This window comes from Microbacterium sp. NPDC087589, from assembly GCF_044743635.1.
In the GTDB taxonomy this organism is placed as follows: Bacteria; Actinomycetota; Actinomycetes; order Actinomycetales; family Microbacteriaceae; genus Microbacterium.
This window is the reverse complement of record NZ_JBIUWV010000004.1, coordinates 91,972-106,413: the sequence shown is the minus strand read 5'-3', so window position 1 is coordinate 106,413 and position 14,442 is coordinate 91,972. Positions and strand designations below refer to the sequence as shown.

General features: G+C 67.4%; 14 protein-coding genes. 5 read left to right on the top strand and 9 right to left on the bottom strand.

The genetic code is table 11. From position 1 onward, the window contains the following. Positions 1-16: 16 nt before the first annotated feature. From ACIOU8_RS10735 to ACIOU8_RS10715, 5 genes are all read right to left on the bottom strand, one after another. A complete protein-coding gene (locus ACIOU8_RS10735) occupies positions 17-907 on the bottom strand; it encodes a hypothetical protein (RefSeq protein ID WP_400789042.1) in 891 nt (296 codons plus the stop codon). A gap of 6 nt (positions 908-913) precedes the next feature. Then, positions 914-1,690 (bottom strand): helix-turn-helix domain-containing protein, encoded by a 777-nt coding sequence (locus ACIOU8_RS10730; protein ID WP_400789039.1) that lies wholly within the window; start codon positions 1,688-1,690, stop codon positions 914-916. A gap of 69 nt (positions 1,691-1,759) precedes the next feature. Beyond that, positions 1,760-2,572 carry a nitroreductase family protein gene (locus tag ACIOU8_RS10725; protein WP_400789037.1) on the bottom strand — a complete coding sequence of 271 codons (813 nt, stop codon included), beginning with the start codon at positions 2,570-2,572 and terminating at the stop codon, positions 1,760-1,762. Between the two features lie 4 nt (positions 2,573-2,576). Beyond that, positions 2,577-2,951 carry a hypothetical protein gene (locus tag ACIOU8_RS10720; RefSeq protein ID WP_400789035.1) on the bottom strand — a complete coding sequence of 125 codons (375 nt, stop codon included), beginning with the start codon at positions 2,949-2,951 and terminating at the stop codon, positions 2,577-2,579. 279 nt (positions 2,952-3,230) lie between these two features. Beyond that, a complete protein-coding gene (locus ACIOU8_RS10715) occupies positions 3,231-4,100 on the bottom strand; it encodes a MerR family transcriptional regulator (RefSeq protein ID WP_400789033.1) in 870 nt (289 codons plus the stop codon). Between the two features lie 140 nt (positions 4,101-4,240). On the opposite strand from ACIOU8_RS10715, the gene ACIOU8_RS10710 reads away from it, so the two are divergent. From ACIOU8_RS10710 to ACIOU8_RS10700, 3 genes are all read left to right on the top strand, one after another. Then, complete coding sequence (locus ACIOU8_RS10710) at positions 4,241-6,733, top strand: glycogen/starch/alpha-glucan phosphorylase (RefSeq protein WP_400789031.1); 2,493 nt, start codon at positions 4,241-4,243, stop codon at positions 6,731-6,733. A 291-nt stretch (positions 6,734-7,024) separates the two neighbouring features. Next, complete coding sequence (locus ACIOU8_RS10705) at positions 7,025-7,867, top strand: DUF4097 family beta strand repeat-containing protein (protein WP_400789028.1); 843 nt, start codon at positions 7,025-7,027, stop codon at positions 7,865-7,867. Then, positions 7,864-8,490, top strand: a complete 627-nt coding sequence (locus tag ACIOU8_RS10700) for a PadR family transcriptional regulator (RefSeq protein ID WP_400789026.1) — start codon at positions 7,864-7,866, stop codon at positions 8,488-8,490. Before ACIOU8_RS10705 ends, ACIOU8_RS10700 begins: the two co-directional genes overlap by 4 nt. Before the next feature lie 162 nt (positions 8,491-8,652). Here the strand turns inward: ACIOU8_RS10700 and ACIOU8_RS10695 are convergent, their stop codons facing one another. Beyond that, positions 8,653-9,195 carry a universal stress protein gene (locus ACIOU8_RS10695; protein ID WP_400789023.1) on the bottom strand — a complete coding sequence of 181 codons (543 nt, stop codon included), beginning with the start codon at positions 9,193-9,195 and terminating at the stop codon, positions 8,653-8,655. Between the two features lie 150 nt (positions 9,196-9,345). Between ACIOU8_RS10695 and ACIOU8_RS10690 the strand changes: the two genes are divergently transcribed. Both ACIOU8_RS10690 and ACIOU8_RS10685 read left to right on the top strand, forming a co-directional pair. Beyond that, on the top strand, positions 9,346-9,534 hold the full coding sequence (locus tag ACIOU8_RS10690; RefSeq protein WP_042537993.1) for a DUF3073 domain-containing protein: 189 nt from the start codon (positions 9,346-9,348) through the stop codon (positions 9,532-9,534). Positions 9,535-9,667: 133 nt separating this feature from the next. Next, on the top strand, positions 9,668-10,489 hold the full coding sequence (locus ACIOU8_RS10685) for an MOSC domain-containing protein (protein WP_400789021.1): 822 nt from the start codon (positions 9,668-9,670) through the stop codon (positions 10,487-10,489). A 31-nt stretch (positions 10,490-10,520) separates the two neighbouring features. Here the strand turns inward: ACIOU8_RS10685 and ACIOU8_RS10680 are convergent, their stop codons facing one another. From ACIOU8_RS10680 to purM, 3 genes are read right to left on the bottom strand one after another with little or no spacing between them, the layout of a single operon-like run. Further along, complete coding sequence (locus ACIOU8_RS10680) at positions 10,521-11,849, bottom strand: MFS transporter (protein ID WP_400789019.1); 1,329 nt, start codon at positions 11,847-11,849, stop codon at positions 10,521-10,523. Next, complete coding sequence (gene purF, locus ACIOU8_RS10675) at positions 11,822-13,294, bottom strand: amidophosphoribosyltransferase (RefSeq protein ID WP_400789017.1); 1,473 nt, start codon at positions 13,292-13,294, stop codon at positions 11,822-11,824. Before purF ends, ACIOU8_RS10680 begins: the two co-directional genes overlap by 28 nt. A 6-nt stretch (positions 13,295-13,300) precedes the next feature. After that, positions 13,301-14,431 carry a phosphoribosylformylglycinamidine cyclo-ligase gene (purM, locus tag ACIOU8_RS10670; RefSeq protein ID WP_400789015.1) on the bottom strand — a complete coding sequence of 377 codons (1,131 nt, stop codon included), beginning with the start codon at positions 14,429-14,431 and terminating at the stop codon, positions 13,301-13,303. Positions 14,432-14,442 lie beyond the last annotated feature (11 nt).

The window sequence follows — 14,442 nt, the reverse complement described above, 5'->3', positions numbered from 1 at the left end:
CAGCTCGCCGACGAGGTCACGCTGCGTCGAGCATCGTGCAGGTCGTGAGGAACCCCACGAGCCGCGTGGCATCGTCCGTGCGGAAGAGCTCGTCGAGGGCGACGTTGAACTCCTCCTGTCTCGCGAACGGGATGTTCACCGGCTCGAAGCCTGACTGGATCAGTGCGCCCGTCATCATGATGCGCGCGGTGCGCTTGTTTCCGTCGAAGTAGAACTGCGAACGGGTCGCCGAGGCGAAGTATACGAGCGCTCGCGCCCTCGGATCTCTGAGCGCACCGAGCGCCGCGAGCAGGTTCCTGTAGTCCGCCTGCAGTTGTTCGCCACCCGTTCCGGTCGGATCGCCATCCACGGTCCCCCCGGCGGCGAGGCGCACAGCGCCACCGCCGTTGACGGTTCCTTCGCCGCGGAAGCTCCCGGACTCGATCGCCTCGTGCTCCGCCACGACACCGTGGATACGGTCACTCATCTCCTTGTTCAGCGAGAACGACCGGTCGCGCACCGCTCGGATCATCAGCCCCATACCGTCGCTCAGAGCGAGGATCTGCTCCGCTTCCTCGATTCTCTTCCCTCCGACGGTCACGCCATCGAGCAGCGTCTGCACCTGCGGCAGCGTGAAGGTGTTGCCCTCGAGAGCGGCCGCGTTCCACACCAGCTCCGGCAGCGACTTCTCGAGTCGGAACAGAGCGCGCTCCACCGTGGACGGCCTGATGAGGTCGAAGTCGACTGCTCCCGGCCGCCACGTGATCCTTCCCGTGCGCAGCTGACGCGTCGCGTCGCTGGCAATGGGATCACGAGTGCTCGGTCCTGCCTGGTGACGCGCCCGGTTCGCGGCCGCGCGCACGGCGAACTCCGCAGCCGTCATGCCCCACTTCTCGTCGGGCGCCTGATCCTCACCTCGCTCGCTCATCCCGGGTCACCACCCTTCCGTGATCTCGTCAGCCAGTTCGGTGTAACCCAGACCATAGAGGTCGATCGCCGTCTGGATCGGCGAGACGACCCGGTGGGGCCAGACGGGGGGCATGATCGTGTCGACCAAGTACGCACGCATCGTCGGCGCCAGGAGCACACCCGCCGGTTGATACTCACCGGCCTCACGCAGTGTTGCGGCCAGCCGATCTGCGACAGCGCGCGGATCGATCGACCAGATCACGATCGGGCCCGGATCCGGTGCGTGGCCGAGATAGACCCCCGCAGCGGCCACACCCGAAAGCGCTCCACTCAGGTGGCCGATCGCGCTGTTGGCGACGTCCACGGTCTGCTCCTGGCTGAGCCCCGACCTCGGAACGAAGAAGCGCGCACCCTTTCGATGCTGCGGCGCCGAATAGCGGCCCGCGAGTTCCAGCAACCTCCTCCGGTCATTCGGCGCTTGGCGCTCGAGCCGAGACACCCACTGTGCGACGGCCTCGACCTCGCTCTGGTCAACCATCTCCCAGCCCGCCAGATCCTCGAGCGTCGGCGTCGCGGGATCGGCTATCACCCGAGCTGCCACCGCGGCTGCCGGATCGCTCGCGGGCACCAGGCTCAGGTCGATGTCGTACCCGGCCGCCAGCGCGAGCTCGCGCAGGGTCTCCATCGTCGGTGAAGATTTCCCATCGCGCACGCGCTGAATGGTCGAGCGTGCGAGCCCGGTCGCTCGCGCCGACGCACTCGGGGTGCTGCCGAGTGCATCGAGGAGCGAAGGAACATCCATATCGCTATGGTAGCGAGGATGCTACAGGTGTCGCAAGGACGCGGCACCTGCAGCGGAGATGCGGCACCACTACTCGCGAGAAGCAACCGGCGGTGCGTCCCACCCCTGCTGGGGCTCGTCGCAGTTCTCGCGGAACACGTACTGCGAGGCGAGCTTGCGCTGGTGGCTGGACCAGTCGATCGCGGGGCGGCGCTGATCGGGCGGCAGGTAGCCGAGGCGGTACACGGCCATGAGCTCGAGGTCGTCGGGCACGCGCAGCAGCTTCACGATCTCGTCCCAGCGACCGGGTACCTCCATCGGGAAGGAGATGAACTGGATGCCCATTCCGAGCTCGACCGTGGTGAGCCAGACGTTCTCCATCGCGGCGCCCATGCTGAAAACCGAGTAGAACGACGAGAGCTGGCCTGGCCGGTACTCGCTGCGATCGAGCATCACGCCGAGCAGCAGCGGCGAGCCCCCGACGAGCTTGTGGTTCTCCTCGCCCAACGTCTTCGGCACCCCGAACGTGTTCATCAGCTTCTGGCCGCGCTTCGTGAACACCTGGCTCGTGAACGGGCGGAGAGCAGCGGGGAGCTTGTCGAACAGCATCCCGCTGCGCTTCTCCTCCATCTCGGCCTGGCTGAAGCGGAAATACGGCTTGTAGCGTTCGAAGAACGTGCCGTTCGACATGGCCTCGGTCATGCTCTCGCCCGAGATACGAGCGATCTGATCGATCGTGTCGCGGTTCTCGATGACCACGAACCGCCACGGCTGGCTGTTCAGCTGCGAGGGCGCGCGACCGGCCGCCTCGAGCAGGATGCGCTGATGCTCCTCCGACACCGGGTCGGGCAGGAACGGCCCGTTCGTGGTCTTGCGGCGGCGGATGGCGTCGAGCAGTTCCATGCGTTCACTTCCGGTCGGTGGCGAGGCGCGAGCAGATGAGGCCCGCGACGATGAAGGGGGCCGCGGCGAGCGCGACCAGCGGATGCCGTCGGCTGTGCGTGCCGAGGTACGGGATGGCGGCGAGCGGGGCCGCGGCGGGCGCGAGCGCGAGCGCGGCGCGGCGGCTCGCGAACTTCGGCCTGCCCCAGAGCACGGCGGAGAACGCGGCAGCAGACATCACGCAGGTGGCGATGTAGATCGCGTGGTGCAGCCAGCGGAAGTTGCTGGTATCGATCACCTTGGCGGCGACGGCCGAACCGAGGGCGACGTTCGCGGCGTAGGCGACGGCGGCCGCCGCGAACAGCGGCGCGGCATCGGTGCGTCTGCGGCGGGGGGCCATGGCACGACACTACGCCCCGCATCGGCATCCGATCTCGGCCTTGCCGTGGTGTCTCGATCTGTGCAAAGCGGGGGTGGGGTGTGGTCGAGAACGCTCGCGTGCCGTGCGGCGCCCCGTGCCGCGCCGTGCTGACGCCCGTGCGGGGTCAAAAACGCACCCTCCCGCCCGTGCGGGGTCAAAAACGCACCCGAATCGTGCGATTGGGATGCGTTATTGACCCCGCACGAAGCGGCGGATGCGTTCTTGACCCCGCAATCACCGGCGGATGCAGTCCCGCGGCTACAGGTTGGCCTCCGCGTAGACGCGGAGTGCGTCGCGGACGAACTCCGCTCCCTGCGTGCCCCCGGCCGACGTCGCGTAGTTCGCACCGAAGCGCGGATCTGCGACGTACATCTCACCGAGCCCGATGACGTACGCCTTGGCCGATTCATCCGGTCCCTGAGCCTGTCGAAGGGCGGCCGCGGGGGTTCCCGGGATGCCGGTGAGCCACTCGACGTGTCGGCGGGCGACGTCCTGAGCCACGGCGGATGCCGGGTCGATGCCGCTCTCGGCGGCCGCGATCCAGTCGCGACCGAGGTCGGACACACGCTGCTGCCAGTCGGCTCGTTCGGCGTCGGTCATCCCGCGCCACCAGTGGACGCTGTCGGCGTAGGCCTTGCGACCCCAGCGCTCTTCGACCTCCTCCCTGTACTGGGTGTGGTCGAAACCGTCGAACATGTTCTCTGCCATGAGTTCTTCACCTCCTTTCAATGCGTTGATGGTGTTCTCGACCGACGCGATCTGTCGCGCCAGCCGGTTCTGCTCCTCGCGCAGCAGAGCGAGGTGTGTCTCGAGAGCGGACTCCTCGCTCTGCCGGCCTGCCGCCTGGGTCCCTGAGCCTGTCGCCTGGGCCCCTGAGCCTGTCGCCTGGGTCCCTGAGCCTGTCGAAGGGCCGAGCACCTCGGCGATCTGCGGCAGTCCGAGTCCGAGCTCGCGCAGCAGCAGGATGCGCTGCAGGCGCACGAGCGCAGCCTCGTCGTAGTGGCGATAGCCGTTGTGCGCGATGCGCGACGGCGGCAGCAGGCCGACGTCGTCATAGTGACGCAGCGTTCTGCTGGTGGTGCCCGCGAGTCGGGCGATCTCCTGGATCGACCAATCACGACCGGTCATCGCTTCCTCCTTCCGTGAATCCGTTCTTCGATGACTCCACGGTAGAAGTTGACGCTGCGTCAAGGTCAAGCGGTGAGACCAACCGATATTCTTCATCCGTCCGTCACCCGGATCGGCCCGCCGCTCGCTACGGTCGACACGTGCCCGAATCACGCTCCGCCACGCATCCGCTCGCTCTCGCCCCCGTGATCGCTCCGCCGAGCACAGCGGATGAGTTCACGAAGCGCTTCCTGCAGAACCTCAACCTCGACCGGGGTGTCGCGCTGTCGGCATCCAGCGCCAACGATCGTTACCTCGCCCTCGCTCACACCGTGCGCGACTATCTGATGGCCCGGTGGCTCGAAGATGTGCGGCACCAGAAAGAGGTGCAGGCGAAGGGCGTCTGTTACCTCTACCTCTCGGCCGAGTATCTGCTCGGCCGCCAGCTCGACAACAACCTGCTCGCCGCCGACCTCACCGACGTCGCGACCGAGGCCCTGGCATCGTGTGGCCTCGATCTCGATGAACTCCGCGCCCACGAGGTCGAGCCCGGACTCGGCAATGGAGGGCTCGGCCGCCTCGCCGCCTGCTTCATCGACTCGCTCGCCACGATGGCCGTGCCGAGCATCGGCTACGGCATCCGCTACGAGTACGGGATCTTCCGCCAGACCTTCATCGACGGCCAGCAGGTCGAACAGCCCGATTCCTGGCTCACCCTCGGCTCGCCGTGGGAGTTCGCCCGTCCCGAAGACGCGCAGACCATCGCGTTCGGCGGCCACACCGAGAAGTACGACGACGATGGCGTCACCCGCAGCCGTTGGATCCCCGCCTGGAATGTGCAGGCCGTGCCGTACAACTACATGGTCCCCGGATTCCAGAACGGTCGCGTCAACACCCTCCGCCTATGGAGCGCTGTCGCCACGAGCGCCTTCGACCTGCGCATCTTCAACTCCGGCGACTACGAAGAGGCCGTGCGGGCGCAGACCTACGCCGAGAACATCTCGAAGGTGCTGTACCCCGAAGACTCCACTCCGCAGGGCAAGGAGCTGCGCCTGCAGCAGCAGTACTTCTTCGTCGCGGCATCCATCCACGACTTCCTCGACAACATGCTCGCCGAGGGCTTCGACCTCGCGAACCTGCCCGAGCGCGTGATCTTCCAGCTCAACGACACCCACCCGGTGATCGCGGTGCCCGAGTTCATGCGCGTGCTGATCGACGAGAAGCACCTCGAGTGGGATGCCGCGTGGGCGATCACGCAGCAGTGCTTCGCGTACACGTGCCACACACTGCTTCCCGAGGCGCTCGAAGTCTGGCCGGTCGAGCTGTTGGGCCGCCTGCTGCCCCGACACCTCGAGATCATCTACCGCATCAACGACGAGTTCCTCATGGCCGTGCGCGAACGCTTCGGCGACGACGAGATGCTCGTGCGCAACATGTCGATCATCGCCGAGCATCCGGTGCGCTCGGTGCGCATGGCGTACCTCGCGACGGTCGCAGGAGCCAAGGTCAACGGCGTCGCCGAGCTGCACTCGCAGCTGCTGCGCGACAAGGTGCTCCATGACTTCGATGCGTTCTTCCCGGGCAAGTTCACGAATGTCACGAACGGCGTGACCCCTCGGCGCTTCCTGCGCCTCGCCAACCCCGAACTCTCGACGCTCATCACTGCGGCCATCGGCGACGGCTGGACCACGGATCTCGAACGGCTGCGCGAACTCGAGCCGTTCGCTGCGGATGCCGAGTTCCGCACCGCCTTCGCCCAGGTGAAGGCCGCGAACAAGCGGCGTCTCAGCGCAGTGCTGCGCGAGCGAGACGGCGTCGAGATCAGCGACGGGCACATGCTGGATGTCATGGTCAAGCGCCTGCACGAGTACAAGCGGCAGCTGCTGAAGGTCCTGCACATCGTCACGACCTACGAGGGCGTGATCTCGGGGCGCACCGCGGTGTCGGACGTCGTGCCGCGCACCGCGATCTTCGGGGCTAAGGCTGCCCCCGGTTACGCGATGGCGAAGCGCATCATCCACCTGATCAACGCCGTGGGCGAAGTCGTGAACACCGACCCGCGTCTCGAGGGCCGGCTGAAGGTCGTCTTCCCGCCGAACTACAACGTCACCCTCGCCGAGCGGGTGATTCCCGCGGCCGATCTGTCGGAGCAGATCTCGCTCGCAGGCAAGGAGGCGTCTGGCACCGGCAACATGAAGTTCGCGCTGAACGGGGCGCTCACGATCGGCACCGACGACGGGGCGAACGTCGAGATCCGCGAGCTCGTGGGCGACGACAACTTCTACCTGTTCGGCATGAGCGAGCCCGAGGTCTCCGACCTGTCGGCTCGCGGCTACCGGCCTCAGGACTTCTATCAGGCCGACGAGGGGCTGCGTCGGGCGATCGACCTCATCGCCTCGGGCGCCTTCTCACGCGGCGACCGCTCGGTGTTCGAGCCCGTCGTCTCGAATCTGCTCTACGAGGACCGGTTCATGGTGCTCGCCGACTACGGGTCGTACATCACGGCCCAGAGCAGAGTGGATGCCGCGTATGCCGACCAGGATGCGTGGACCCGCTCCGCCATACTGAACGTCGCCCGCACCGGCTTCTTCTCATCCGACCGCTCGATCCGCGACTACATCGACCGCATCTGGCACACCCCGCCCCTCGTCTGAGTACCCCCGGCCCGTGTGCAGGACCGAAGCACGTCTGCAGGAGAATCCCGGCCGAATCGTCCTGCAGACGTGCCGGGATCCCGCAAGCGGCATCCGCCCTTCCGGCCAGCCCGGCCCGTGTGCAGGACCGAAGCACGTCTGCAGGAGAATCCCGGCCGAATCGTCCTGCAGACGTGCCGGGGTCCTGCAAACGGCACACCCACGCACCTCCCTCTTGACACAATCGAGATATATCGTGTTATGCTCGCCACACACGATATATCGTGTTCCCTCGAACCAGGAGAAGCAGACATGACCGAGAAGTGGCTCATCGCCCCCGGCGAAGAACGTGTCATCGACATCGAGAACGTCACCCGACTGAAGATCGGTCTGGTCGGCGGCCAGGTCGATGTCATCGCGCACGACGAACCCGGCATCCGCATCGAGGTGCACGGTGTCACGACCAAAGACCTCCGCATCGAGGCGAACGACGGCGAGGTCGAGATCGACCACCCGCAGCTCGGCTGGGACAACTTCCTCGAGGTGTTCCGCAACTTCGGCTCGGGCGGCCCCAGGGCCGAGGTCAGCGTCGCGGTGCCTCGCTCGATCGCGCTCAACCTCGGCGTCGTGAGCGCCGGCGCACTCGTCTCGGGCATCCGCAACGACGCCCGTCTCAACACGGTCTCGGGTGACATCATCGTCGACACCCTCATCGGAGACCTCACGGTCAACTCGGTGTCGGGCGACGTTCAGGTGCGCGGCCTCACCGGCTCGATCAGCGCGAACAGCGTCTCGGGCGACGTGGCCGTCACCGGCACCATCCGTCGCGCCACGGTCGACATCGTCTCGGGGTCGACCCTCGTCGACGCCGCCGGCGACGTGAACGCCATCAACATCAACTCGGTCTCCGGCGGCACCACCGTTCGCCTCGACGAGTCGCTCGCCGCGAACTACGTCGTGCGCTCGTTGAGCGGCCGACTGCTGATCGACGGCATCGAGCGCGGCTCCTCCGGGATCAACAACTACACGGGCTCGACCGGAGAGCTCGCAGGACGCTTCGTCGACCTGCGCGCGAACTCCGTCTCGGGTGGCGTGACTGTGCTCCGCCGCACGCCCACCTCGATCGAGAACGACCCCGAATGGGAGGAAGCATGAGTCCCGCAGTCTTCTCCCACGGCGATCTCAGGCTCTACCTGCTCTCGCTGCTCGCCGAGGCACCCCAGCACGGCTACGGCATCATCCAGGCCCTGACCGATCGCACGGGCGGCACGTACACGCCGAGCGCCGGCACCATCTACCCGAGGCTCGCGAAGCTCGAGGAAGAAGGCCTGGTGAGCAAAACCGCCGACGGTCGCACCACCATCTATGCGATCACGGATGCCGGACGCGCCGAGCTCACCTCCCGCGAGGGCGACCTCGCGGGCATCGAGGCAGGGCTCACCGATTCGGTGCGACTCATCGCCAACGAGGTTCGGCAGAGCGTCAAAGAGGCCATGAAGAGCCTCCGCGCGGACCTCGCCACCGCCGAGAAGGACGACCGCGCAGCATCCAAGTCTCGCCCGCGCACCGCAGGCGACGACGAGCGCATCATCAGCCGCGAGGAGATGCATCGAGCGGATGCCGTCATCAACGCCTTCCGCGCCCGCGTGCGCACCGACCTCCGCACCCACGTGGCGAAGGGCGGCACGCTGCCGGCATCCGTCGTCACGCAGCTCGAGGACGGGCTGGATGCCGCCGCCCGCGGCATCACGACCGCACTGGCGTCGCTCGGGCGCTGACCCCGCGTTCACCTGATACCCGAAGCCCCTCTCGTCGAACGACGAGAGGGGCTTCGGTCGTGCGGATGGCTGACGTTCTCCCGGTCGGCTGGGCCGTCCGGTCGATCTGACCCGCCCGGCGGGATTCGACCAGCCATCCGAACCGGAAAGGACGGACGAGCCCTACTCGGTCCAGATCTCGGGCTGGGTGTCGGGCACCGGGTCCTGCAGGGGCACGACCATCACGGGCCGCTGCTGACGATGCGCGAGTCGGGCGGCGACGGATCCGGTGAAGAACTCCCGGATCGACTCGCCGATGCCGCGCTTGCGGGTTCCGACCACGATCAGCTGAGCATCGAGCTTGTTCGCGAGCTGCTTCATCGCGAGGGCCGGGTCGCCCACGAGCTGGCGGGCCGTCCAGGTGAGGCCCGTGCCATCGAGTGCGGCGGCCGCCTCGGACTGCACCACCTCGAACTCGGCGACGCCCGCAGTGAGATTGATGTCGATCGGCGCGGAGTGCACGTATCCGTCGGGGTCCTCATAGGTGACGAAGCGCGTGACGTCGACGTGCACCACCACGAGAGGCACACGCAGCAGACGCGCGTAGCGTGCGGCCTCCTCGATCACCCGCGAGGGCTGCCCCGGCTGCATCCCTACGATGACCGCTTTCTGCAGCGTCGCGTTCTGTGCCGCCTCATCAGAGGCAGTGGCGTTGTTCTCGGTCATGAGGATCGCTCCCTTCGCCAACCTGGCAACGAGCCAGTGCGGTCTACCCGCGTGCTATTCTGAATGCTACTCTTACCGGCCCTCAGCCGGTGTCGTGAATGACTCGGGCAGATGTTTGTCCGCAGCTTAACTCGTGAGGGGGTCTCAGGCATGGGCCGTGGCCGTCAAAAGGCGAAACACACCAAGATCGCCCGCGAACTGAAGTCGTTCAGTCCGTCGGTGAACTACTCGGCGCTCGAGCGCGAGCTCGCGCACCCGAGCGATGCTGAAGACGCATACGTCGACAAGTGGGCCGACGAGTATGCGGACGAAGACGAGGACGAACTCGAAAAGGCCTGACCGCCGATTCGTTCGTCGTCGACTCCCCCGTGCGATGCACGGGGGTTTCGTCGTGCCCGGAATGCCGGAGCCCGTCGCCGACCGAGCACTGTCGGTGGCAGACCGACCGCGCCCGGCCTGAGAGGATCTCCTCATGGCTCGCGTCGTCTCGCTCTTCCGTCACCCGATCAAGGGCTTCACTCCCGAATCCGTCGACTCCCTGACCGTGCAACCCGACGGCCGGATCGCCGGCGATCGCGTGCTGGCGTTCCGCTTCGCCGATGCGAGCGCTCCGGAGCATCGCGACGGACTCGACCACTGGCCGAAGGCGAAGGGGCTCTCGCTGCAGGACTTTCCCGGGCTCGCGGCGCTGCGCACCGACTTCGACGACGATCGGCAGCGCGTGCGGATCGCGCACGCCGGAGCAGTGCTCGTCGAGGCGGGACTCGATGACGCCGGCCGTGTGGAGCTCGCGGATGCCGTGACCGAGTTCGTGCTCGCGAGTGCGGAAGGCCGGCGGATCCGACGCCCGGGGCGGCTGCCGCTCGTGCTGGTGGGCGATGGAGTGACGTCGAGGTTCCAGGACCGCGCTCGCGGATATGTCTCCGTGCACAGTCGCGGCAGCGTAGACGCGCTGAGCGACGCCCTGGGCTTCGGCATCGACGACCGTCGATTCCGCTCGAACGTCGTGATCGACGGCAGCGCCCCCTGGTCAGAGCTCGACTGGACAGGGGAGCTGAGCATAGGTCAGGTGACGTTCCGCACGGCGGGCCCGATCGTGCGCTGTCTGGCGACCCACGCCAACCCCGACACAGGCGAGCGCGATGCCAAGGTGCTGAAGACTCTCACGAGCGACCTCGGGCAGGATGAGCCGACTCTCGGCCGACTGCTGCTTCCGGGGCAGGCTGCAGCGGAAGGAACAGCAGAGTGGGCCGGCGGCATCATCAGCGTCGGGGACGAAGTGCGGGCGCACTGAGGCCACACCGGGGCGCCTGCCTCCCCGCGACTCACCACCGGCCGTGCCGGCGCTCCCAGTCCTCTTCGATCGTGCGACGGCGTCCGGCGACCCACCCGGCGGGGATCACAGCGACCAGCACTCCGACGAGCAGCCATAGCGGGATCAGCCAGCTGCCGGTCGCGTCGTGCAGCAGTCCGATCAGCAACGGGAACACCGCCGCGACGGCGTAGCCGATGCTCTGCACGAACCCGCTGAGCGCGACGGCGCTCTCGGGTGTGCGGGAGCGGATGCTGAGCAGCACGAGCGCGAGCGGGAACAGCGCGGCCGCGAGTCCGAAGAACGCGACCCACAGCGGCAGACCGACGGTGGGGAGGAACAGCATTCCCGTGAGACCGATGAGCCCGAAGGCGATCGCGATGAAGAACACGGGCCTGGTCGCCTGGAAGCGCACGATGAGGATCGGCACGAGCAGCGAGCACGGCAGTCCCATCAGGCCGAACAACGAGAGCAGCAGCCCGGCGTTCGCAGGCGACACGCCGCCCACATCGATCATGATCGTGGGCAGCCAGGCGAACGACACGTAGGCGATCGTCGACGAGGCCCCGAACACGAACGCGATCGACCAGGCCATGGGCAGCCGCCAGAGCCGACCGAAGACGCGAGGGCTCGCGGGCGTCGTCGCGATCGGGCCGGTCGCCATCGAGGCGGCATCCACTTCGTCGCCCGCCGCGTCGGCAGTCGAGGCGGCGCTCCGCGGAGCTGCCGCGACGGCATCCGCTCGACTCGTGACCAGCATCACCACCCACGGCACCAGCGCGATCGCGGCGAACACGCCCCACAGGCCCAGCGAGACCCGCCACCCCGCCGAGTCGGCGACCGGCACCGCGACCAGCGGCGGCACGAACGTCGACACCGCCATGGTGGTCGAGTACACGGTCATCATCAGACCGAGTCGATCCGGGAAGTACTTCTTCACCAGGGGTGGCAGCAGCACGTTGCCCGACCCGACACCGGCGAAGACCACGGCGGTCGCAGCGAGCAGCGACGTCGAATCGACCGCGAGACCGCGCAGCAGCAGACCTGCTGCGATCAGACCGATCGCGACCACCGCCACACGCTCGAGCCCGAAGCGGCGCTCGAACAGCGGGGTCAGCAGACCGAAGACGGCGAAGCACACCGGCGGCGCCGCGCCGATCAGACCGACGACGACCGACGACACCGCGAAGTCCTCTGCGACGTGATCGAGCACCGGTGACAGGGATGCCACGGCGGACCGCAGCGAGAAGGCGACCAGCACGATGCCGATCAGGGCGAGCGCACGTCCGCGCCAGAGCGGTTGCGCACCCGTGGTCACGAGGTCTGCGACCCCTCCACCCACGCGAGGTACTCGTCGGAGACCGTGCCGGTGACGTATCGGCCGTCGAAGCAGCTCATGTCGAGATCGCTCAGCACGGAGCCCTCGGTGATCGCGGACTTGAGGTCTTCGACCTCCTGGTAGACCAGGTGATCGCAGCCCAGCACGGCGGCGATCTCGGGGATCGTCCGCCCATGGGCGATGAGCTCGTGACGCGACGGCATGTTGATGCCGTAGACATGCGGGTATCGCACGGGCGGCGCTGCGGATGCGAACGTCACCGAGGTGGCGCCGGCGTCGCGGGCCATCTGGATGATCTCCTTCGACGTCGTGCCCCGCACGATCGAGTCGTCGATCAGCAGCACGTTCTTGCCCTGGAACTCGGTCGACATCGCGTTCAGCTTCTGACGCACGCTTTTCTTGCGCACGGCCTGCCCGGGCATGATGAAGGTGCGGCCGACGTAGCGGTTCTTGTAGAAGCCCTCGCGGTACTCGATGCCCAGCTTGCGAGCGACCTCCATGGCCGCGGGGCGCGACGAGTCGGGGATCGGCATGACGACGTCGATCTTGTCCATCGGAACGTGCTTGGCGATCGTGTCGGCCAGCTTGTCGCCCATGCGCAGACGGGACTCGTAGACCGAGACGCCGTTCATGACCGAGTCGGGGCGAGCGAGGTAGACGTACTCGAACGCGCACGGCGCGAGCGTCGCATCCTTCGCACACTGCCTGCTGTGCAGTTCGCCCTCGTTCGTGATGAAGATCGCCTCGCCGGGTTCGACCTCGCGGACCACCTCGTAGTCGGCGTTCTCGAGCACGAGCGACTCGCTCGTGACGACCCATTCGTCCCGGCCCTCTGCGCCCGGGACGGTCGACGGTCGACGGCCGAGGATGAGGGGGCGGATGCCGAACGGGTCGCGGAATGCGAGCAGACCGTAACCGGCGATGACCGCGATGACGGCATAGGCGCCCTCGATGCGCCCATGAGTGCGCTCGACGGCCTCGAAGACGCGCTCGGCGTCGAGGTCGACCGTCGAGGTCGTGTTCTGCAGCTCGCCCGCGAGAACGTTGAGCAGCAGCTCGGTGTCGCTCGAGGAGTTGAGGTGACGGCGGTCGCGCTTGGCCATGTCGGCCGTGAGCTCACGCGTGTTCGTCAGGTTGCCGTTGTGGATGAGGATGATGCCGTACGGCGCGTTCACGTAGAACGGCTGCATCTCCTCTTCGTTCGACGCCGTGCCCTTCGTGGCATAGCGCACGTGCCCGAGTCCGACGTTGCCGAGGAGTCCGCGCATGTCACGAGTGCGGAAGGCCTCGCGGACCATCCCCTGCGCCTTGGCATTGTGCATGACGCCGTTCGCCTCGGCTGTCGCGATGCCCGTCGCATCCTGACCGCGGTGCTGCAGCAGCAGGAGTGCGTCGTAGATGTCCTGATTGACCGGGGCAGAGCCCACCATTCCGACGATGCCGCACATGGACTCTTACTTCGCTCCGTCCGCATAGGCGCCGACCAGGCGCACTGCTCCACCGTCGACGCCCTTGGCGCCCTGTTCGAACTCTCCTGCCGGACGCGCGCCGAAGCCCACGGTTCCGACCTGCCACGCGGGCATGCCGTCTGCCGCGAGCGCCGCGATGGCGGCATCCTTCTTGTCGGCTGCGACGATCGCGAGGAATCCGACGCCGAGGTTCCAGGTGCCCTCGGCGGATTCCAGCGTCGACCCTGCGATGTCGCTGAGCACGCGGAAGACCGGGCTCGGCGACCACGTGCTGCGGTCGACCTCTGCCCAGCTGCCCTGCGGGAGCACACGGGCGAGGTTCGCCGCGATGCCGCCGCCGGTGACGTGGCTGAGCGAGTGCACTCCGCCCTCCCCTGTTGCGCCGCCGAGCTGCTCGATCAGACGCAGCAGCGGAAGCGTGTAGAGGCGCGTCGGCTCGAGCAGAGCCTCGCCCCAGGTCTTGCCGAAGTCGGCGGCGTTGTCGCCGTAGCCGATTCCCGCGTTCGTGACGATATGACGCACGAGCGAGTAGCCGTTGGAGTGCAGCCCGCTGGACTCGACGGCGAGGACGACGTCTCCGTCTTGCACACGGTCGGCCCCGAGGATGCCGTCGGCCTCGACGACGCCCGTCGCCGCCCCTGCCACGTCGTAGTCGCGTGGTCCGAGGAGCCCGGGGTGCTCGGCGGTCTCGCCGCCGATGAGTGCGGTGCCGGTGGCGGTGCACGCCTCGGCGATGCCGCGCACGATGTCGGCGATGCGCTGCGGGAAGACCTTGCCGCAGGCGATGTAGTCGGTCATGAAGAGCGGCTTGGCGCCCACCACGACGATGTCGTCGACGACCATGCCGACCAGGTCTTGGCCGATCGTGTCGTGCTTGTCGATGGCCTGCGCGATGGCGACCTTCGTGCCGACGCCGTCTGTGCTGGTGGCGAGCAACGGGCGACGGAAGTCGCGCAGCGCACTCGCGTCGAACAGGCCGGCGAACCCGCCGACACCGCCCAGCACTTCAGGGCCGTGCGTCGCGCGCACGGAAGACTTCATCAGCTCGACGGCGAGATCGCCTGCAGCGGTATCGACGCCGGCTTCGGAATAGGGATTGGTGGGGGAGGCAGCCACACCTCCAGCCT

What these genes read in the sequence shown, in the direction of transcription:
- ACIOU8_RS10720 (WP_400789035.1), bottom strand. Translation starts at nt 2,951, where the DNA reads ATGGCCCCCCGCCGCAGACGCACCGATGCCGCGCCGCTGTTCGCGGCG.
- ACIOU8_RS10735 (WP_400789042.1), bottom strand. Translation starts at nt 907, where the DNA reads ATGAGCGAGCGAGGTGAGGATCAGGCGCCCGACGAGAAGTGGGGCATG.
- purF (WP_400789017.1), bottom strand. Translation starts at nt 13,294, where the DNA reads ATGTGCGGCATCGTCGGAATGGTGGGCTCTGCCCCGGTCAATCAGGAC.
- ACIOU8_RS10685 (WP_400789021.1), top strand. Translation starts at nt 9,668, where the DNA reads ATGGCTCGCGTCGTCTCGCTCTTCCGTCACCCGATCAAGGGCTTCACT.
- ACIOU8_RS10715 (WP_400789033.1), bottom strand. Translation starts at nt 4,100, where the DNA reads ATGACCGGTCGTGATTGGTCGATCCAGGAGATCGCCCGACTCGCGGGC.
- ACIOU8_RS10730 (WP_400789039.1), bottom strand. Translation starts at nt 1,690, where the DNA reads ATGGATGTTCCTTCGCTCCTCGATGCACTCGGCAGCACCCCGAGTGCG.
- ACIOU8_RS10690 (WP_042537993.1), top strand. Translation starts at nt 9,346, where the DNA reads ATGGGCCGTGGCCGTCAAAAGGCGAAACACACCAAGATCGCCCGCGAA.
- ACIOU8_RS10695 (WP_400789023.1), bottom strand. Translation starts at nt 9,195, where the DNA reads ATGACCGAGAACAACGCCACTGCCTCTGATGAGGCGGCACAGAACGCG.
- ACIOU8_RS10700 (WP_400789026.1), top strand. Translation starts at nt 7,864, where the DNA reads ATGAGTCCCGCAGTCTTCTCCCACGGCGATCTCAGGCTCTACCTGCTC.
- ACIOU8_RS10725 (WP_400789037.1), bottom strand. Translation starts at nt 2,572, where the DNA reads ATGGAACTGCTCGACGCCATCCGCCGCCGCAAGACCACGAACGGGCCG.
- ACIOU8_RS10705 (WP_400789028.1), top strand. Translation starts at nt 7,025, where the DNA reads ATGACCGAGAAGTGGCTCATCGCCCCCGGCGAAGAACGTGTCATCGAC.